This window comes from Micromonospora tarapacensis (genome assembly GCF_019697375.1).
GTDB lineage: Bacteria > Actinomycetota > Actinomycetes > Mycobacteriales > Micromonosporaceae > Micromonospora > Micromonospora tarapacensis.
Window position 1 is genome coordinate 1,070,587 of record NZ_JAHCDI010000004.1, and the last position, 20,065, is coordinate 1,090,651.

Consider the following 20,065-nt stretch of genomic DNA (forward strand, 5'->3'; position numbering starts at 1 on the left):
GATCACCGGCCGATCCCAGGTGAGGGAGCCGGAGCTGCGATCGTAACGAGAGGATGATCATGAAATTGGTCGAGCGCGCGGAAGCGATCGCGACGCTGGACGGCCTCCTTGCCTCAGCCGTTTCCGGCAAAGGGCGGGTCGCCGTCATAGCGGGCGCGGTAGCGTCCGGCAAGACCGAGTTGTTGAACACCTACGCCGACCGGGCGGTGGATCGCGATGCCCTGGCGATCACCGCGATCGGCGCGGACGCCGAGCGTGACCTGCCGCTCGGTGTGCTCACCCAGCTGTTGCTCGACGCGCCGCTGGTTCCCGAGGAACAACAGCGCGCGATGAACCTGCTGTACGAAGGGGTTCGCGCCGACGGCTATGACAACCAGATCGACCCGCAGATCGTGCACGCACTCTGCACAATCCTGCTGGAGCTGTCCCACCGCTATCCGCTGATCATCGCGGTCGACGACATCGACCGGACCGACCGTCTGTCGATCATCTGTCTGTCCTACCTGGCCCGGCGGGCACGCTTCGCGCCGATGCTGCTGCTGTTCACCCAGACTCAGCAGGGCCGTCGGGACGAAGTCGGATTCGAGATGGAGGCGCTCTGGCGGCCGCCGCACGGCTCGCTGATCGTACTGTCGGCGCTGTCGGCCGAAGCGGTGGGTGAGTTGGCGGCCAGCTGTGTCGGCGAGGCCGACGCGGAGCGGCTGGCGCCGGCCTGGCACCACCTCAGCGGTGGCAACCCGCTGCTGCTGCGCGGCCTGCTCGACGATCACCGCGAGGCGTCGGCCGCCGGCGCCGCGGCCGGCAGCGAACCGGTGACCGGGGAGAACTTCACCCGGGCGGTGGTCTCCTGTCTCCACCGCACGAGCGCCCGCGTGCTCCGGGTGGCCCAGGGGCTGGCGGTCTGCACCGATCTCGCGCTGCTCGAGCAGTTGGTCCCGGCCGACGGCGCACAGATCAGCCAGGCGGTGCGCACGCTGACCATGGTGGGCCTGCTGTCCGGCGGGGACTTCCGGCATCCGGCCGCTCGCGCGGCGGTGCTGGCCGACATCGACGAACTGGACCGCGTCGACCTGTTCGGCCGGGCCGCGGTGCTCGCCCATCGCGGCGGCGCGTCCAGCGCCGTGGTCGCCCAGCACCTGGTCGGCGCGGGCGACGTCAACGAGGCGTGGGCCGTGCCGGTGCTGGAGGACGCAGCCCGGCAGTCGCTGCGGGAGGGCCAGGTGGCCGCCGCGGTGCGCTACCTGCAGCTCGCGCTGCGGGCCTGCACCGACAGCCAGCGTCGCGCCCGGATCACTGCCGCGTTGGTCCGCGCCGAATGGCGAATCAACCCGAGCGCACCGACCGGCTACCTGCCCGAGTTGGCCGTGGCCCTGCGCGGCGGGCACCTGCGTGGTGTCGACGCGCTGGTGCTGACCAAGGCGCTGCTCTGGCACGGCCAGTTCACCGAGGCCCGGGAGGCGTTCGAGCTGATCACCGCGCACAGCGGCAACGCCGACGCCGAGACGCTGGCCGAGCTGTTCATCACCCGGCCGCTGATGCTGGCGACATACCCGTCGTTCCGACCGCTGCTCCACCAGGGCATGCAGCCGCCGGTGGCGATGCCGACGGTGTCGGCCAGTCATCGGCTGGCGGCCGCCACCGCGCTGGCCGGGGTGCTGAGCGAGGGCCCGTCGGAGCGGGCGATCGCGGTCGCCGAACGGATCCTGCACAACGCGCGCCTGGACGAGATGAGCCTGGACACCGTGGAGAGCGCGTTGCTGGCGCTCACCTACGGTGGCTGCTCGGCCAGCGCCGCGGTGTGGTGCGACACCTTCGTCGACGAGGCTCGCCTGCGGCGTTCGCCGAGCCGGCAGGCCCGGCTGGCTGCCATCCGCGCGGAGATCTCGATGCGCCTGGGCGATCTGACCGGGGCGCGGCGGTACGCCACGGACGCGCTGACGGTGATGCCGTCGAGCAGCTGGGGCGTCGCGGTCGGCGGCCCGCTTGCTGTTCTGATCATGGCGACGACCGCGATCGGCGACTTCGGTGCGGTGCGTGACCACCTGGACCAGCCGGTGCCGGAGGAGATGTTCCAGACCCGCTTCGGGTTGCACTATCTGCACGCTCGGGGCCGGTACAGCCTCGCCATCGGCGAGTTGCCGCTGGCGTTGCGGGACTTCAAGCTCTGCGGCCAGCTGGCCGCCCAGTGGGGGATGGACACGCCCGGCCTGGTGCCGTGGCGGGTCGACGCGGCCGAGACGCTGCTCCGGATGAACGCGCCGGAGCAGGCGCAGCAGCTGGTCGAGGAGCAGCTGAACCGCTGCGGCGACGGCCAGCCGCGGGTGCGCGCCATGGCCCTGCGCCTGTATGCCGCCTGCGCCGAGCTCCGGCACCGGCCGATGTTCCTGCGCCAGGCCGCCGATCTGCACAACGGTGGTGACGGCTACGAGCTGGCCCGCACCCTCGTCGACCTGACCGAGGCGTTCCAGACGCTGGGCGAGTCGCGGCGGGTCCGGCTGATCGCCCGGCGGGCCCGTGCCACCGCCGAGAAGGCGGGTGCGCTACTGCTGCTCAAGGCGCTGAGCCTGGAGCCCGGCTGGGACGAAGGGGACACCGTGGAAGCGATGAACCCGGCCGTGGTGGTGGCCGTCCTGAGCGAGGCCGAGCATCGTGTCGCGGCCCTGGCGGCGGCCGGCTACAGCAACCGGGAGATTTCCGAGAAGCTCTACATCACGATCAGCACGGTCGAGCAGCACCTGACCCGTACGTACCGCAAGCTGAATGTCGCCCGCCGTGGCGACCTGCCGGCGAGCCTGAGCCCGGACCACTCCGCCAGCGTCTGAGTGACCAGCATGGAAGGGGCCGAAGGCCGCACCCACCGGGTGCGGCCTTCTACCATGCTGCGGTCCGGCAACGTGTGGGCTACCGGCTCAGACGGTGGCCAGCGCGGGCGCCACCACCGCGATGGCGGTCACGACCAGCCCTTGCCGGGCCAGCCAACGCCCACTGAAGCCGGCGAGCCTGCGCCCGTGCAGCTGCCCCCCCGCGACCAGTATCCGAGCCTCGAAGGTGCCGGCCAGCGGGTCGAAGGTGATGTCCGCGTCCTCGAAGTCCAGCCAGCGTGAGGTCAGCGGAAACCACGCCTTGTAGACGGATTCCTTGGCGCTGAACAGCAACCGGTCCCAGCACACGTCGGGGTGCTCGTGCTGCAGCGTGCCGATCCGGTCCCGTTCCTGGGGCAGCGACACGGCGGGCAGTACGTCGTCGAGCAGCGGTGCGTTTGGCTCGGCGTCGATGCCGACGGTGGTGATGACCTCGGATTCGGCGAGCACCGCGGCGCGGTAGCCGTCGCAGTGCGTGATGCTGCCGATCAGGCCGGCCGGCCATCGCGGTTCGCCACGCGGCCCCGGCAGCACCGGTGCCGGCGCGCGCCCGAGGCGGGCCATCGCCTGCCGGGCACACCAGCGGCCGGTGGCGAACTCCCGCCGCCGTTTGTCGACCGCCGCGCGGATGATCTTCTCCTCCTCCGGAAAGAGGAACGTGCCGGGTGCCTCGGTGAAGGTGTCGATCGCCACGGTGCCGGCCGGGAGAATCGCCTCGATCATGGCACGCTCCGAACCGGTAATTTTCTCTCGGGTCCCACCGTCGATCGCGGCGGGGCGCTCTTGTCGACAGTGGGCATGTATCGAATGCTAGGGACCAGCACCGCGTACCGGAATGCGCGGCGGCGGACTCTCGGGCTTCGGCCGGGACGGTTACGGGATGGCCGGGTCGTGATAGGGGAGACGTGTTGCAGCGGCTCGCCGCCGCTGAGCGTGGCGCCACCACCGGCCACCTTGATGAAATGCTCGTACCGGCTGCGGCAGAAGCGGCAGCGCAGGCGTGATCGCCCGCGGGCGCGTCCACCGGTTCGCAGGCAGTTACCCTGGCTGACTGGGCATCGCTCCCGGCTGCGGATCGGACAGGACGGAACCCCGGCTCCGGGCGATCGTCGGCCCTGCCGGCGACCACGAGTACCGTTCGGTGCTCGACCAGCAGGGGCCTCGCTGGCAGGTCGCCGGGCGAGGGCGGGCCAACCGCTGGCGAGGGACCGGGGAAGGGAGCGAGGGGTGGCGCAGCAGAGAGCACTCGTGGTTCGGGGCGGGTGGGAGGGGCACCAGCCGGTCGAGGCGACGGAGTTGTTCATCCCCTTCCTCGAACGCAGCGGATACGCCGTACGGGTGGAGGGTTCGACGGAGATCTACGCCGATGCCGCCGAGATGGCCGACACCGACCTCGTCGTGCAGTGCGTGACGATGTCGCAGATCACCGGGGAGCAGGTGGCGGGCCTGGCCGCGGCGGTCGTCGCCGGGACGGGTTTCACCGGCTGGCACGGCGGCATCGTCGACTCGTTCCGCGCCTGCTCGGACTACCTGCACCTGGTGGGCGGCCAGTTCGCCACCCATCCGGGCGTGCAGCCGTGCGACCGCGGCGGCGGCGCGGCGGACAACTTCCTGCCGCACTCGGTCACGATCACCGAGCTGGGCCGGGAGCATCCGATCACCGCCGGGATCGAGGACTTCGACCTGGTCACCGAGCAGTACTGGGTGCTGCACGACGATCTGATCGACGTGCTGGCCACCACCACCCACCCGACGCGGGCGTGGCATCCGTGGCACCGGCCGGTCACCTCGCCGGCGATCTGGACCCGAAACTGGGGCGCCGGGCGGATCGTCGTGACAACCCCGGGACACAGCCTTGACGTGCTGGAGCACGCCTGCGTCCGTACCGTCATCGAGAGGGGGATGGTGTGGGCGACCCGCACGGCGTCGGCATCGTAGGTCTCGGGGTCATCTCCCGTGCGTACCTGACCACGCTGGCCAACCATCCCACGGTGCGCGTCGTCGCGGTGGCCGACCTCGACGCCGCCCGGTCCGCTGCGGTCGCGGCCATGACTCCCGGCGCCGAGGCGGTAAGTGTCGAGCGCCTGCTCGCCCACCCGGGCGTGCAGACGGTGCTCAACCTCACGATCCCGGCGGCGCACGCCGAGATCTCGCTCGGCGCGATCGACGCGGGCAGGAACGTGTTTGTCGAGAAGCCTCTCGCCGTGACATTCCCGGAGGGGCGTTCGATCATCAACCGCGCCGCGTCGGCCGGCGTCCGCGTCGGGTGTGCGCCGGACACCGTGCTGGGCACGGGTACGCAGACGGCGCGTGCGGCGATCGACGGCGGGCTCATCGGACGCCCGTTGTCCGCGTCGGCCGTCATGGTCACTCCAGGGCACGAGCGTTGGCACCCCAACCCCGACTTCTACTACACCCCGGGCGGCGGTCCGTTGTTGGACATGGGGCCCTACTACATCTCGGCACTCATCCACCTGCTCGGGCCGGTTCGCGCGGTGAGCGGAGCCGTCAGCCGGCTACGCGCCGAGCGGGTCATCGGCTCGGGTCCGCGCATCGGGGAGCGGATCCCGGCGGAGGTGGATACCCATGTGACCGGCGTGCTCGAACACGCCAACGGTGTCCTCTCGACCATCACCACGAGCTTCGACGGCGTTGCGACGACGGCCGCACCGATCGAGGTGCACGGGGAGACCGGCACGCTCGCCGTACCCGATCCGAACGACTTCGACGGTGAGGTCCGCCTCTTCGCGCTCGGCGCCACCGCATGGCGCGTTCTCGAACCACGGGCCGGTTACGCCGAGGGCTCCCGAGGCATCGGTCTGATCGACCTTGTCAGGGCCGGCGACCAGCGTCCGCCGCGCGCCGGCGGCGACGTCGCGTTGCACGTACTCGAAACAATGACCACCCTGCTCCAGTCGGCAGCCGAAGGTCAGCGGATCGAGCTGACGACGGCGGTGGCGCTTCCCGCACCAGTTCCGCTCACTCCGGTCGAGGACTGGAAGGCGATCGGTCAGACTGGTCGCTGAGCGCGGTGGGGACGTGGCCGCCGATGGTCGACCCGCTCGGCAGTGGTCGCTTGAGCCGCCGGGTGGGGCAGCTCCCGAATAGATCAGCATCGCTTGCGCGAACAGGCGATGGCTGGCCAGGAAGCGCCTGCCAGGGCCGGTGCCCCGGCTACCTGCGGAGGGTGCGCAGGATCCCGGCAAGCTCGGCCCGATCGGTGGCGTCGAGGTGACCGAAGCGGTCCGCCTCGGTCCGGCGGGCAGTGCGGATGGCGGCAGTGACCCGGCGGCCCTCATCGGTGGGTGCGACCAGGGTGGCCCGCCGATCCGCCGGGTCGGGCCGGCGTTCGACCAGCCTACGGGCGACCCGACCGCGGGTCGCGTCACCACCGACGGTGTCGACGTGCGCCCGCCCGCCCGGACGCCAGCGACGCGGAGATCGAGGACGCGGCCCGCGCCGCCCGGATCCACGACCTGATCGCCGGCCTGCCGGACGGGTACGACACCATGGTCGGCTCGCGCGGTCACCGGTTCTCCGGCGGCGGGCCATCGCACGTACGCGACCCGCGCATCCTGGTCCTCGACGAGGCCACCAGCGCGATCGTCGAGGCCGGTGACCACCACAGCCTGCTGGACCGCTACGCCGCCCTGGCCACCTGAGCGCAGCTCGCCCACGGCGGCCGAGGCGCTGGCGCGGCACGGCCACGGCGAGAACGTGCACCGATGGTTGGACGGGTACGTCGACCGACCGGTGCTAGCCATCGCAAATGACAACCGTTACCATCTGATGGTCCGGGATCCCCTGAACATCTGGAGTGCGCGGTGGGGCATGCGTTGGTGATCGAGAGCTGGGTCGGTGCGATGAGCACCCTGCTGCCCCGGGCGATCCGGGAGGCAGGGCATCGGTTCACGTTCTTGACCAGGAACCTGCACCACTACCTGCGTCCGGGCAGCGGCGAAGGGGTGCACCCGTTGCTCCTCGCGGACAACGTGATCACCGCCGAGACCAACGACCTGGACATGCTGCTGCCCCAGGTCCAGCGGCTGCACGAGGTGCTGCGGTTCGACGGGGTCGTCACGTCCTGCGACTACTACCTCGGCACGGCGGCCCGGCTGGCCGCACACCTGGGCCTGCCCAGTCCACGGCCGGACGCCGTCGAGTACGCCTGCCGCAAGGACCTGGCGCGGCAGCGGATGCAGGTGGCCGGCCTGCCCGGTCCGGCGTTCGCGATCACCGAGGACTGGCCGGGTACCGAGGTGGCCGCGCGCACGCTGGGCTTCCCGCTGGTCATCAAGCCGGTCGACCTGTGCGCCGGGATGTTCGTCCGGCTGGTGGCCGACCGGACCCAACTGCGCGAGGCGTTCGACGCCCTCGACGCATTCCCGGTCAATGCCCGTGGCCAGCAGCGCCTGCCGCTGGTGCTGCTGGAAGAGGTGCTGGTCGGGCCGGAGGTCAGCGTCGAGACCGTCACGGTCGACGGGGCGACGACGGTGCTCGGCGTGACGGACAAGAGCCTCGCCGGCGAGCCGTGGTTCGTGGAGACGGGCCACATGTTCCCCGCCGCGCTCGATGCCGCGACGGTCACCGCGGTGTGCGACATGACGGTCGCCGCCCTCGCCGCGGTCGGGTACGACCGGGGAGTGGCGCACACCGAGCTGCGGCTGACGGCGGCGGGGCCGCGGGTGGTGGAGATCAACCCTCGCCCGGCGGGCAACCAGATCACCGAGTTGGTGCGGCGGGTGACCGGGGTGGATCTGCCCATGGTGTTCACCCAGCTCGCCCTGGGTGAACAGCCGGACATCGCGGTGACCGGCACGGGCGTGCGCAGCGCGGCCATCTCGTTCCTGCTTCCACCCCGCGCCGGAACCGTCGCCGGGATCGAGGGTACGGCCACGCTGGCCGTGGCTGATGACGTCGTCGACTGGGCGGTCAAGCCGGCCGGGCACCGCACCGGCGACGCGGTGAGCAACAACACCTACCTCGGCCATGTCATGACGGTGGACACCGCAGCACTCGGCGCCCGTGCCCGGGCCGAGGAACTGGTTGCCGGGCTGGGCGTCCGGTACGCCGACGACCTGGCCGGGGCTCTCGCGTGACGACGCCGACGCCGGTCAGAAGCGGTGCGCCGTTCACGTCGGTGACGGACCTGATCGAGGCCGTCCGCGCTGCCCGGTTCGGCCCTGACCCGTCCGCTGAGCAGGTGAGCGTCGCGTTCACCACCCGGCAGGGTGCCCGGCACGCCGGGCGCGGCCGCGGCTACCGCAACCACGTGCTGAGCCTTCGGGTGGGCGCCACCGTCGGTTCCTGCGCGGCGGAGCCGGACGAGCTGACCGACGACGTCGCCTACGACTGTGTGGGCCGTAGCGTCGCCGAACTGCTCACCCACCCGGTGCCGGCGGTCCGCGTCGCGGCCCTCGACGCCTACCTCGCCACCGCCCGCCCGCACGCGCACGTCGCCCACGACACGGTCACGATCCCTGCCGGCACCTCGCTGGCCAAGTCGCGCGCCAGGGCCGCCGCGGTGGTGGACCTGCTACCCGTGCCCCCGGGGCAGGACGTCCTGGTCGTCGGTGTGGTGAACTCCCTGCTCGAGCAGCTGCGTCGCCGCGGTGTCAGCTACCTGCCCTGCGATCTGGCCGGCGGCAGCACGGAGTGGGACGAGCCGTGCCTGCCGGACGCCGCCGCCCTGCTGGACCGCTGCGACGCCCTGCTGGTCTCCGGCATGACCCTCGGCAACGGCACCTTCGAGCCGCTGCTGCGGCACGCCCGCGCCACCGGCAAACCGATGGTGGCCTTCGCGCAGACCGGTAGCGCCGTCCTGCCGTGCTTCCTCGGTGCCGGGCTGAGCGCCGTGTCCGCCGAGCCGTACCCGTTCTTCTGGCTCGACGGCGGACCGACCACGGTCTACCGCTACCGCGCCGCCGTCGGGTCGCCATGCTGACCGACGCCGCGCCGAGAACGCGCGCACCGCACCTGCTGGATCTGCTGGGGCGCTCCCCGGTGGCGTTCGTGGACACTCCGCTGCCGCACCCGCACGGCGGCTTCCACGCCAAGGTGGAGTATCTGAACCCCGGCGGCATGAAGGCACGCGCCGCCGTGGCCATGCTGCAGGCCGCCCGGCAGCGCGGCGACCTGCGGCCCGGAGCCACAGTGGTGGAGTCCACAAGCGGCACCTTCGGGATCGGGCTGGCGTTCGCCGGGCAGGCCCTGGGCCACCCGGTGATCCTCGTGGTGGACCGCGAGATCGAACGACCGATGCGGGCGCTGCTGACCGCCTACGGGGCGGTGGTCGAGGTGGTCGAGCAGCCGCACCCGGTCGGCGGGTGGCAGCAGGCCCGCCTGGACCGACTGCACGAGATTCTGGCGCGCACTCCGGGCGCCTACTGGCCCGACCAGTACCACAACCCGGACAACGCCGCCGGTTACCGCACCCTCGCCGCCGAGCTGACCGGGCAGGTCGAGGTCGTCGACGTGCTGGTGTGCAGCGTCGGCACCGGCGGGCACAGCGCCGGGCTGGCCCGGGCGTTGCGGCGGCACTGGCCCCGGATGCGGCTCGTCGGTGTCGACACCGTCGGCTCGACGATCTTCGGCCAGCCCGCGCGGCCACGGCTCATGCGCGGGCTGGGCAGCAGCATCTTTCCCCGCAACGTCGACTACACCGCCTTCGACGAGGTGCACTGGATCGGCCCGGTGGAGGCGGTGGACACCTGCCGCCGGCTGGCGCGTTCGGCCTTCGTCACCGGCGGCTGGAGCACCGGCGCCGTCGCGCGGGTCGCCGCGTGGATCAGCCGCATGCAGCCCGGCGCGCGGGTGGTCACGATCTTCCCGGACGGTCCGCACCGCTACCTCGACTCGATCTTCGACGACGCGTTCTGCGCCGCCCACGGGCTGTTCGCCCCGGCACCGGGCCACCCGATCGAGATCCCGTACCCGGACGCCGTCGAGGTGACCCGGTGGAGTCGCTGCCGGACCGTCCTCGACCCGCTGCGCAGCCTGGCGGTGCCGGCATGAGGCTCGGCTGGCGCACCTACCCGCTGCGGCTGCGCGAGCCGCTGCGCATCTCCCGCTCGACGATGCCGGGCCGCGACGCCGTCCAGGTCGACCTGTCCCACGACGGCGTCACCGGCCACGGCGAGGTCGTCACGAGCGTCTACTACGGCCTCGACCTGGCCGCCATTCTCGGAGTGCTGGCCGGGCTCCGGCACCGGGTGCGCGGCTATGGCGAACCCGAGGCGCTGCTGGCGGACCTGCCCGCGCTCGCCGCCGAGCTGCCCGCCGGTGTGCTGGCGGCCCTGGACGCCGCCGTCCACGATCTGCTGGCCCGCCGGGCCGGGATGCCGGTGCATCAGTGGCTCGGCCGGCCGGCCTTCTCTCCGGCGCCCACGGCCCACACCATCGGCCTGGTCGCACCTGACCACGCAGCCACCACCGCCCGGGCGCTGGCTCGGCGCGGCTTCCAGCTCATCAAGGTCAAGTGCGGGGACGACGCGGACCCGGCCCGGGTCGCCGCCGTCCGCGCCGCCATGCCACGGGCACGGCTCGTACTCGACCCCAACGGCGCCTGGACACCCGAGCAGACCGTGCGGCTGCTCGACGCGTTGCGCCCGCACGGCATCGACGCCGTCGAACAACCCATCGCGCCCGGCACACCGCAGCTGCTCGCCTGGATCAGCGCGCGCACCGACGTGCCCGTCATCGCCGACGAGGACGCCGCCACGGTGGCGCACCTCGACGCCCTCGCGGGCACGGTCGCCGGCATCAACATCAAGATCGCGAAGTGTGGCGGCATCCACGCCGCACAGCGGATCGCCGCCACGGCCGGTGCCTACGGTATGGACCTCATGCTGGGTTGCCTGGTGGCCAGCTCGCTGGGCATCGCGCCAGCGGTGCACCTCACCGGGGATGCCCGCTGGATCGACCTGGACGGGCACCTGCTGCTCACCGACGATCCGTGGACCGGCATCGGCGGCCACGACGGCGTCCTGCGGCTGACCAACGAACCCGGTCTCGGCGTGCGAGCGGCCCGATGAACACGTGGGCCACCCTGCGCAGCTTCCCGCTGCCGATCCGGCTGCTGGTGGTCAACCAGCTCGGCGTCAACGTCGGCTTCTACCTGCTGCTGCCCTACCTCGCCGGCTACCTGGCCGACGACGTCGGCCTGTCCGCCGCCGTGATCGGCATCGTGCTCGGGGTGCGGAACCTCAGCCAGCAGGGCCTGTTCCTGCTGGGCGGCTCGGCCGCCGACCGGCTCGGCGCCCGCAGCGTCATCATCGCCGGCTGCGCCCTGCGCGCCGTCGGCTTCGGGCTGTTCGCCCTCGACACGTCACTGCCGTTGCTGCTGGCCGCGTCGATGCTGTCCGGGCTGGCCGGGGCGCTGTTCAACCCGGCCGTGCGCAGCTACGTGGCGCAGGCCGCCGCCGACCGGCGGGCCGAGGCGTTCGCGTTGTTCAACGTGTTCGCCAGCGCCGGCGCGCTGCTCGGGCCGCTGCTCGGCGCCGCACTACTGCTTGTCGACTTCCGGGCCGCCGCGCTGACCGCCGCGGCGGTGTTCGCCGCGCTCACCGTGGCGCAGGCGGTCTGGCTGCCCGCCCAACCGGTCAACGCCAGTGAGGAGACCGTCTGGCAGGACTGGCGGACCGCCATCGCCGACCGCCGGTTCCTGGCCTTCAGTGGCGCGCTGGCCGGCATGTTCGCGTTGCAGACACAGCTGTACCTGATCCTGCCGGTGCAGGCCGAACACGTCACCGGGCAGCCCGTGGCGGTCGCCGCGTTGTTCGTCGTCTCCACCGTCGTGACGCTCACCCTGCAACTGCCGCTGACCGGCTGGCTGCAGGGCCGGTGGAGCCGTGGCACGAGCATCACCGCGGGCATGGCCGTCATGGGCGCCGGTTTCCTGCTGCCGCTGCTGCGGGTGGAATCGGCGTCGCCGGTGCTGCGGCTGGTGCCCGTGCTGGCCGCTGCCGTCCTGCTCACCCTCGGGGTGATGGTCGCCCAGCCGTTCGTGTTGGAGCTGATCCCCGCCTTCGCCGGCCACGGGCTGACCGGCACCTACTTCGGCCTGTTCTACCTGGTGTCCGGGGTCCTCGCCGCCGGCTGCACCGCCGCCGTCGGCGCGGCGGTGGACACTTCCGCGAGGGCCGGCGTTCCCGCGGTGGCCTGGCTGCTCACCGCTGGCGTGGGGGTGGTGTCGGCGGGCGCGGTGTGGCTGCTGCGCCGTGGCGGCCTGCTCACGCCCGCCCCCGCCTCGGCGCCGGCGGGCGTGTCATGAGCGGCGAGAACCTCCTCACCGACAACCCGGAGCTGTACGAACAGCAGTTCCCCGACCCGGGCCGCGTCGCCGCCCGGTTCGTCGACGACCTCGTGCGCCGATTCGCCGACCGCACCGACGCCGCGCCCCGGCTGCTCGACGTCGGTTGCGGCACCGGCCGCGACGCCGGGCACCTCGCCACCCTCGGATACGCCGCCACCGGGCTGGACACGTCGGTGCCGATGCTGACCTATGCGCGGCGCCGCCACCGGGGAGTCCGGTTCGTGCGCGCCGACATGCGCACCTTCGACCTGGCCGACCGTTTCGACGTCATCACCTGCCTGGACAGCGCGTTGCTGTACTGCCACCGCAACGCCGACCTGACCGCGTTCCTGCAACGCTGTCACCGGCACCTGCGCCCCGGTGGGCTGCTGCTGGCGGAGATGCGCAACGGCGCGTTCTTCCTCGGCAACACCGAACTCCTCGACGGCACCCGCACCCGCACCGTGACCTGGCGCGACGTCACGTACACCGCCGCGACGAGGCTGTGGATCGACCACCGTGAGCAGTTGCTGCGCCGCGAACGTGTCTGGACGTGGCCGGCCCGCCCGGAACCGCTGGTGCAGACCTCGGCCTGGCGGCTGCTGTTCCCCGCCGAGCTGCGGCACCTGCTCGACACCGCCGGGTTCGACGTCGTGGCCGTGTTCGACACCCCGGGCCCACGTACCGATCCGCCCTGGCATCCGGCAGCCGCGCTGTCGGGCGTCCTGTCCGGCGACCGCCTGCACCTGGTCGCCCGCCGCCGCAACGACGCGGCGTGACTCCCACCTCTGTACCGGAAGGACACCCACGATGGTTCACCCACCCGTCACCGTGCCGAGAATGTCTCGCCGTGGCCTGCTCGGCGGCGCCGCCGCCGTCTCCGCCGCCCTGCTGACCGGCTGCGGCTCGGGCAACGACCCGGCCACCACCGCGGCCGGGCAACCCCGGCGCGGCGGCCGGCTGCGGGCCGCCTTCGCCGGCGGCGGCGCCAACGAGACGTTGGATCCGCACCTGGCGAACCTGTTCAACGAGGCGTCGCGCGCCAAGGCGATGTTCGACAAGCTCGCCGACTACGGCCCGGACGTCTCCATCCAGCCCCGCCTCGCCGAAGGCTGGGAGCCCAGCAGCGACCTGACCCGCTGGCGGATCACTCTGCGCCCGGCCACGTTCCACGACGGCAGGCCGGTCCGCAGCGCCGACGTGCTTTACAGCTACACCAGGATCACCGACCCGACGAAGGCATTCCGCGCGAAGGCCAGCCTCGACCTGCTCGACCTGCCCAACAGTCGTGCCGTCGACGACCGCACAGTGGAGCTGGCCCTCAAGCGGCCCTTCGCCGAGTTTCCCAACGCGCTGGCGGCGTTCGGCGCGTACGTCGTTCCCGAGGGCGCCGACGGCTTCGAGCGGCCCGTCGGGTCCGGGCCGTTCGCCTTCGACTCCTGGCAGCCCGGCCGGTCGCTGCTGCTCAAGCGGTACGACGGCTACTGGGACGGGGCCGCGCACCTCGACGAGCTGGAGTATCTGATCAGCAACGAGGAATCGGCCCGGGTCAACGCCCTGCTCGCCGGCCAGGTGGACTACGCGCACGACATCACCCCCACCACGGCCCGTACCCACGCCGGCAGTGGCCGGATGGCCGTCACCCGGATGCCGAACAGCACCATGCAGTCGTTCGCCATGAAGGTCGACCGGCCGCCGTTCGACAACCGCGACCTGCGCGAAGCCATGTTCCTGCTCACCGACCGCCAACAGTTGGTCGACACCGTCCTCGCCGGTTCGGGGCAGGTCGGCAACGACCTGTTCGGCAAGGGCTATCAGTACTACGCCGACGACATCGCCCAGCGCAGCCGCGACCTCGACCGCGCCCGGTTCCTCATCGACAAGGCCGGCGCCAAGGGTCTGCGCATCACGCTCGACACCGCGTCGGTGGCCAGCGGTTTCGTCGAGGCCGCCAGCGTCTTCGCCGAGCAGGCCAAACAGGCCGGCCTGGTCATCGACACCGCGCTGGGCAACAAGGACACCTACTGGAAGGACATCCTCAACTCCGGTGTGCTGGCCTCGTACCGCTCCGGTGCCATGCCCATCGAAACGCACATCTCCCAGCGGCTGCTGACCAACTCCACCACCAACGCCACCCGGTGGACCCGACCCGAGTTCGACGCCCTCTACGCCAAGGCCATCTCCAGCGCCGACGAAACGACCCGCCGGCAGGCGTACGGCGACATGCAGCGCACCCTGCACGCCGAGGGCGGATTCCTGATCTGGGGCTTCGCCGACTTCCTCGTCGCCACCGCACCCCGCGTCGGCGGGGTGTCCGCCAACGCACCCGCCAACACCCTCGACTGGGCCCGCTTCGACAAGGTCTGGCTGGGGTGAGTCTGCCCCGCTACGCCGCGGGGCGGCTGCTGCTCGGCCTCGGGCAGGTCGCCGGGATCACCACAATCGTGTTCGTACTCACCGAGGCGCTACCCGGTGACGCCGCCGTGGTGATCGCCGGCGACCAGCCCGACCCGGCCCGCATCGCCGCGATCCGGGCGCAGCTGGACCTCGACCGACCGGCCTGGCGGCGCTACCTCGACTGGCTGACCGACCTGCTCCGCGGCGACCTCGGCGTCTCGCTGATCTCGCAGCGGCCGATCGTCGACCGGCTCGCCGACAGCGCGGGCGCCACCCTGCTGTTGGCCGTGGTGACGCTGCTCGTGCTGGTACCGCTCGCCATCGCGCTGGGCATGCTGGCGGCCCGCCGGGAAGGGGGGCGACTGGATCGGGTGGTCTCCGCGGTGTCGGTCGCGCTGTACGCGGTGCCCGAGTTCGCCCTGGCGATCCTGCTCATCGCCGTCTTCGGCGTCCAACTCGGTTGGCTACCGCCCACCGCCTTCGGCGCCGACCTGCTCGCCCAGCCGTCCGTGCTCGTGCTGCCGCTGCTCGTGCTGCTCGCCCGGCCGATCTGCACCATCAGCCGACTCACCCGCGCCGGCCTGCTCGACGCCCTGCGAAGCGAGCACGTGCGTCACGCCCGACGGCTCGGTATCACCGGCAGCCGGCTCTGGCTTCGCCACGCCCTGCCCGGCGCGCTGGCGCCGGTCGTGCAGCAACTCGCCCGCACCACCGACTGGCTGCTCGGCGGCGTCATCGTCGTCGAGGCGGTGTTCGTCATCCCCGGCCTCGGCACCGCCCTGGTCGACGCCGTGTCCACCCGCGACATCCCCACCGTGCAGGCGCTGTGCGTCCTGGTAGCCGTCACCACGGTGGTGGTGAACCTGGCCGCCGACCTGGTGGCGTTCCGCCTCGCACCTCGTATCGGGGCCGTGCGATGAGGCGGCTGCGCACACTGACCGGGGCGGTCTTGCTCACGGTGCCGCTCGCGCTGGCCGGGTTCGGCCCGGTGCTGGCCGGCGAGCCGGCCGGCCGCACGTTCCCGTTCGCCGGCGACGGCGTGCTGGGCACCGACTTCGTCGGCCGTGACGTCGGGCAGCAGGTCCTCCTCGGCGGCCGGTCCGTCGTCGTGGTCGCCGTCGGCGCGACGGTGCTGGCGTACCTCATCGGCGTGCCGGTCGGCCTGCTGGCCGCGTCGACCCGCCGCCGGTGGGTCGATGAGCTGCTCATGCGCCCCCTCGACCTGACCCTGGCCGTGCCGTCGCTGTTGCTGCTGATCCTGCTGGCCGCCACGGCACCGCCCGGGCCCCTCACCCTGGTCGGGATCGTCGCGCTGATCGGGCTGCCGGAGATCGCCCGGATCACCCGGGCCGCCGCGCTGCCGCTGGCCCACGGGCCGGCCATGGAGGCGATGCGCCTGTACCGCGAGACCTGGTGGCGGCGCGGCCCCGGCTACGTCGGCACCGGCATCCGCCGGATCCTGCTCGCCGACGCCGGGGTCCGGTTCATCGGCGCCATATATCTGGTCGCCACCGCCAGCTTCCTGGGCATCGGCGTGGCACCCGATGCGGCGGACTGGGCCGTCATGGTGGACCGCAATCGCACCGGGCTGTTCCTACAGCCCTGGGCCGTCGCCGTGCCGGCCGCGCTCATCATCTGCCTGGCCGTCGGTCTCAACCTGGTCACCGACCGGATGCTGATCAGCGGTGCCATCCCCAGCCCAGCACCGCCCGGGCCAGCCACGACCGGCAACCGCCCGCGCACGAACGAGCCCCTGCTCCAGGTGCGGGACCTGACGGCCACGACCGTCGACCGGACGTTGGTCGACGGCGTCTCCTTCGGCCTGCCTGCCGGCGAGATCCTCGCCGTCATCGGCGCATCCGGCAGCGGCAAGACCACCACCGGCCGGGCGGTGCTCGGCGAGGTCACACCCGGCGTGACCCTCGCCGGGACCGTCACCCTGGCCGGCCAGCCGGTCACGACCGTCACCCCGCCGAAGCCCGGCACCGTCGGCTACGTGCCCCAGCAACCCGCCGCCGCCCTCAACCCCGTACGCCGCATCGGCGCCGTGCTCCACGAGATCGCCCGGCACCACGCACCCGGCGACAGCCGCAGCGCCCACCGGCGCACGGTGACGGCCATCCTCGAACGCGTCAGCCTGCCCGCCGATCGCCGGTTCCTGCGCCGCTTCCCCCACCAGCTCTCCGGCGGCCAGCAGCAACGCCTCGTCATCGCCCACGCCCTGCTGGCCCACGCCGTCCTGCTCATCGCCGACGAACCCACCACCGGCCAGGACGCGCTCACCCGCAGAGACGTCGCCCGAGAACTGACGAAACTCGCCCGCGACGGCATCGCCGTGATCCTGCTCAGCCACGACCTGCACCTCGTGCGAGCCGTCGCCGACCAGATCCTCGTGCTGCACCACGGCACCGCCATCGAACAGGGCCCGGCCGTCGAGGTTCTCGCCACACCACGGCACCGGCACACGCGGCAGTTGCTCGCCACGCCACCGACCCGGTCGCCGGCCGTGGTCCGCGAGGACCGGCCGTTGCTGCAGGTCACCGGCCTGGGTGCCGCCCACCGTGACGGCGCTCGGCGGCGCGACGTGATCCGGGACGTCAACCTGGGCGTTTCAGCCGGCCAGTGTCTGGCCGTGGTCGGCCGGTCCGGCAGCGGCAAGACCACCCTCGCCCGCTGCATCGCCGGCCTGCACGCCGCCCACACCGGCCGCGTGACGCTCGCCGCGCACCACCTCGCCGCGCGTCTCGACCGGCGCCAGCCGCACGAACTCGCCGCCATCCAGTACGTGTTCCAGGACGCACGCGCCAGCTTCAACCCCTACCGGCCGGTCCTCGACCAGACCGCCGGTCCCGCGCAACGCCTGCGGAACGCCACCGCGGAGCAGGCCCGCCGCGTCGCCCTGCACCTGCTCGAACGGGTAGGACTCGCCGAACACACCGTGGCCCAACCTCCCGACCGGCTCTCCGGCGGCGAGCTGCACCGCGCAGCGCTCGCCCGCGCCCTCGCCAGCGAACCCCGCGTCCTCGTCTGCGACGAGACGACCGCCGGGCTCGACCGCGTCACCCAGCACGGCATCCTCACGCTCCTCGATGAGCTGCGGGGCAGCCTCCAGCTGACCGTCGTCGTGATCAGCCACGACCGCGACGTGGTGGCTCACCTCGCCGACCACATCATCGTTGTCGACAACGGAGCCGTCGTCGACCACGGCCCGGCCGACGCCCTGCTCACCCACGCACACCACCCGCTGACCCGCGCGCTTCTGCACACCGACACGGTGACCGCCGCGGCACCGTCGAGCCCATGACCGGAGGAAGAACCATGCAGCAGCACCGACACAGCGTCGGCCCGTACGACGTCCAGGCGGCCGACCAACGGCACCTCGACGGAGCGCGCAGCGTCATGCTCGACACCTTCTACCGCGACTTCGGCTACGGCTACCGGCCCGACTGGCACCAGGACGTCATCGACCTCGGCGGCACCTACCTCACGCCCGAGCACCACGCTTTGTTCGTCGCGACGAAGGGCGACGAGGTCGTCGGCACCACCGCGGTGCGCGCCGCCGGGCCCAAGAGCCCACCCCACCCGCGCGTCCTCGCTCAGCGCTACCCCGATGACACCACCGCGCAGCTGTTCCGGGTCTACGTGCGGCCTGAACACCGACGCTGTGGCCTTGCCCGGGCACTCGTCGACCTCGCCGTCGAGTTCGTCACCCGGCAACCCCGCTATCGGGTGCTCTACCTGCACACGGACCCGCGCATCGACGGCGCCGAACCGTTCTGGCGAAGCGTGGCGACGCCGATCCACGACCCGTGCGACGGCTACGACGACACCTACCAGACCGTCCACTTCGAGATCGCGCTGCCCTGACTGGTCTCCGGCGTTGGTGGGACGGGTGCTGCTGGTGGGTGGCACCGACGGTGCGGGCGTGGTCGCGATGAGCCAGGTCCCAGAACAGTGAGGTCCGGCCAGACGTGATCCCCTGAGGGATCGGAATCCGTCAGGGGATCACGGAGGAGCAGCCCGGGCGTCCGAACGGGTCAGGGCACCGCGACCACCGCGTCGTTGCCCGGCATCCGGGTCACGCTGGGCAACTGCGCCACGGCCGCTGCCGAGCGGCTGGTCACCTCGCTGGTCGGGCACATCGCGGTGCGCAGCAACGTGTTCCAGGCGATGTCGATCGGGTGCGGATCGGGCAGGCCGACCTGGTAGTGGCTGATGTTGATCCCGGACGATACCTGGCGAGTTCCGTCGCGGCTGTGCATCGAGAACATCAGGTGGCCGATAACCGCGCCGTCGTGGCCCCAGAACTCGCCGCACGGGGTGGGCAGCGAGTAGATGCCGAGACCGTAGCCGCCCGCCTGGGGCAGCTCCGGCAGGATCGGTACCCGGGTGAGCATCTCATCGAGGGCGGCCGGGCTGAGCAGGTCGCCGCCGAGCAGTGCCCGGAAGAAGGTGTTCAGGTCCGCCGTGGTGGCGATCATCTCGCCCGCCGTCCACGCCCAGCTCATGTTGAACTCGCTGAGGTCGCGCACTCCGAACGGGGCGAAGTAGGCGCCACTGTGCGGGCCACGGATCCTCGGATCGGTACCGGGGAAGGATGTTCCGGTGAGCCTCAGTGGCCGCAGGATGCGGCGCTGCACCTCGGTCGCCGCATCGTTGCCGGTGACCGTTTCGATCAGCAGTCCGGCCAGGACGTAGTTGGTGTTCGAGTAGGTGAACCGGGCGCCGGGGGCGTTGGTCGGCGGCATCGCCAGGCCCATGGCGACCAGGTCCGCCGGTGCGTACGTGGTGACCTGCATCTGGTTGATCGCCGCATATGAGTCGATCATCGCGTTGGTGTAGTTGCCGATGCCGCTGGTGTGATTCAGCAGCATCCGGACGGTGACCTGGGCGCCGGGCTCGCCCGGCACGGTGTCGGGCAGCCACTGCCCGATCGGGTCGTCGAGGCCCAGTCGGCCCTCGTCGACGAGTTGGAGCACGGTGGTGGCGACGAACGTCTTGGTGATGCTACCGATCCGGTGCCGCATCTGCGGCTGCATCGGCCGGGGCCTGGTCAGAAACGCCTGACCGGCGGCCCGACGCCAGTCATGCCGGCCGTCGCGCACAGCGACCAGCACGCCCGGGACGCCGGCTTCGGGTACCGCGGCGAGGGCGGCGCGCAACTCGGCGCGATCCGGCCCGCCGGCGGCTGGCCCGCCCGGCGGACCCGGCTGCGCGGTGGCGGATGCGGGTACGACAGCGATCGTGGTCACCAGCGCCACGCTGGTGACCACGATCTTGAGTGTCCGAAGAGTACTTGACATATTCGCATGGTCGCCGGGCCGCGGGCTGCCCGCATCCTGCTCAGGCGGGATTCTCGACTCCCGCTGCGGTATGGGTGAGGGCCAACCGTTGCCGCGCAACTGCGATGGGGATGCCGATGCCAGGGGTGCCTCCCACCCGTGCGGCTCGGCGCACCCAGCAGGTCGGGGTTCACGTCCCTTCCGGTGCAGTCCTGGGTCGTGCCCGTGTGCAG

16 protein-coding genes are annotated in these 20,065 nt (G+C 72.0%); 14 read left to right on the plus strand and 2 right to left on the minus strand.

Going from position 1 to position 20,065, the window contains the following annotated elements:
- Positions 1-59: 59 nt before the first annotated feature.
- On the plus strand, positions 60-2,822 hold the full coding sequence (locus KIF24_RS10745; RefSeq protein WP_221083911.1) for an AAA family ATPase: 2,763 nt from the start codon (positions 60-62) through the stop codon (positions 2,820-2,822).
- Positions 2,823-2,909: 87 nt separating this feature from the next.
- On the opposite strand, the gene KIF24_RS10750 is transcribed toward KIF24_RS10745, so the two are convergent.
- A complete protein-coding gene (locus tag KIF24_RS10750; RefSeq protein WP_221083912.1) occupies positions 2,910-3,584 on the minus strand; it encodes a 4'-phosphopantetheinyl transferase family protein in 675 nt (224 codons plus the stop codon).
- Between the two features lie 504 nt (positions 3,585-4,088).
- On the opposite strand from KIF24_RS10750, the gene KIF24_RS10755 reads away from it, so the two are divergent.
- The 13 genes from KIF24_RS10755 (at position 4,089) to KIF24_RS10825 (ending at position 18,417) form a co-directional block, all read left to right on the plus strand.
- A complete protein-coding gene (locus KIF24_RS10755) occupies positions 4,089-4,799 on the plus strand; it encodes a ThuA domain-containing protein (protein WP_221083913.1) in 711 nt (236 codons plus the stop codon).
- Positions 4,769-5,887, plus strand: coding sequence for a Gfo/Idh/MocA family protein (locus KIF24_RS10760; protein WP_221083914.1), 1,119 nt, complete (start codon positions 4,769-4,771; stop codon positions 5,885-5,887). The genes KIF24_RS10755 and KIF24_RS10760 overlap by 31 nt, the downstream gene beginning before the upstream one ends.
- Before the next feature lie 279 nt (positions 5,888-6,166).
- A complete protein-coding gene (locus KIF24_RS10770; RefSeq protein WP_407939911.1) occupies positions 6,167-6,523 on the plus strand; it encodes a hypothetical protein in 357 nt (118 codons plus the stop codon).
- 162 nt (positions 6,524-6,685) lie between these two features.
- Complete coding sequence (locus tag KIF24_RS10775) at positions 6,686-7,960, plus strand: ATP-grasp domain-containing protein (protein ID WP_221083915.1); 1,275 nt, start codon at positions 6,686-6,688, stop codon at positions 7,958-7,960.
- 41 nt (positions 7,961-8,001) lie between these two features.
- The gene (locus tag KIF24_RS10780; protein ID WP_331461077.1) at positions 8,002-8,805 is read left to right on the plus strand and encodes a Rossmann-like domain-containing protein; all 804 of its coding nucleotides are present in this window, start codon (positions 8,002-8,004) and stop codon (positions 8,803-8,805) included.
- A complete protein-coding gene (locus KIF24_RS10785) occupies positions 8,799-9,875 on the plus strand; it encodes a PLP-dependent cysteine synthase family protein (protein WP_230415472.1) in 1,077 nt (358 codons plus the stop codon). The genes KIF24_RS10780 and KIF24_RS10785 overlap by 7 nt, the downstream gene beginning before the upstream one ends.
- A complete protein-coding gene (locus KIF24_RS10790) occupies positions 9,872-10,894 on the plus strand; it encodes an enolase C-terminal domain-like protein (protein ID WP_221083917.1) in 1,023 nt (340 codons plus the stop codon). The genes KIF24_RS10785 and KIF24_RS10790 overlap by 4 nt, the downstream gene beginning before the upstream one ends.
- Complete coding sequence (locus tag KIF24_RS10795) at positions 10,891-12,132, plus strand: MFS transporter (RefSeq protein WP_221083918.1); 1,242 nt, start codon at positions 10,891-10,893, stop codon at positions 12,130-12,132. Before KIF24_RS10790 ends, KIF24_RS10795 begins: the two co-directional genes overlap by 4 nt.
- Positions 12,129-12,932, plus strand: coding sequence for a class I SAM-dependent methyltransferase (locus tag KIF24_RS10800; protein ID WP_221083919.1), 804 nt, complete (start codon positions 12,129-12,131; stop codon positions 12,930-12,932). Before KIF24_RS10795 ends, KIF24_RS10800 begins: the two co-directional genes overlap by 4 nt.
- A 61-nt stretch (positions 12,933-12,993) precedes the next feature.
- On the plus strand, positions 12,994-14,529 hold the full coding sequence (locus KIF24_RS10805) for an ABC transporter substrate-binding protein (protein ID WP_230415473.1): 1,536 nt from the start codon (positions 12,994-12,996) through the stop codon (positions 14,527-14,529).
- Positions 14,526-15,470 carry an ABC transporter permease gene (locus KIF24_RS10810; protein WP_221083920.1) on the plus strand — a complete coding sequence of 315 codons (945 nt, stop codon included), beginning with the start codon at positions 14,526-14,528 and terminating at the stop codon, positions 15,468-15,470. The genes KIF24_RS10805 and KIF24_RS10810 overlap by 4 nt, the downstream gene beginning before the upstream one ends.
- Positions 15,467-17,854, plus strand: a complete 2,388-nt coding sequence (locus KIF24_RS32575; protein ID WP_230415475.1) for an ABC transporter ATP-binding protein/permease — start codon at positions 15,467-15,469, stop codon at positions 17,852-17,854. Before KIF24_RS10810 ends, KIF24_RS32575 begins: the two co-directional genes overlap by 4 nt.
- Positions 17,855-17,868: 14 nt before the next feature.
- The gene (locus KIF24_RS10825; protein WP_221083921.1) at positions 17,869-18,417 is read left to right on the plus strand and encodes a GNAT family N-acetyltransferase; all 549 of its coding nucleotides are present in this window, start codon (positions 17,869-17,871) and stop codon (positions 18,415-18,417) included.
- Positions 18,418-18,587: 170 nt separating this feature from the next.
- Here KIF24_RS10825 and KIF24_RS10830 read toward each other — a convergent pair whose 3' ends face one another.
- Entirely contained in the window at positions 18,588-19,823 is a 1,236-nt protein-coding gene (locus KIF24_RS10830; RefSeq protein WP_331461358.1) for a serine hydrolase domain-containing protein, read from the minus strand.
- Positions 19,824-20,065 lie beyond the last annotated feature (242 nt).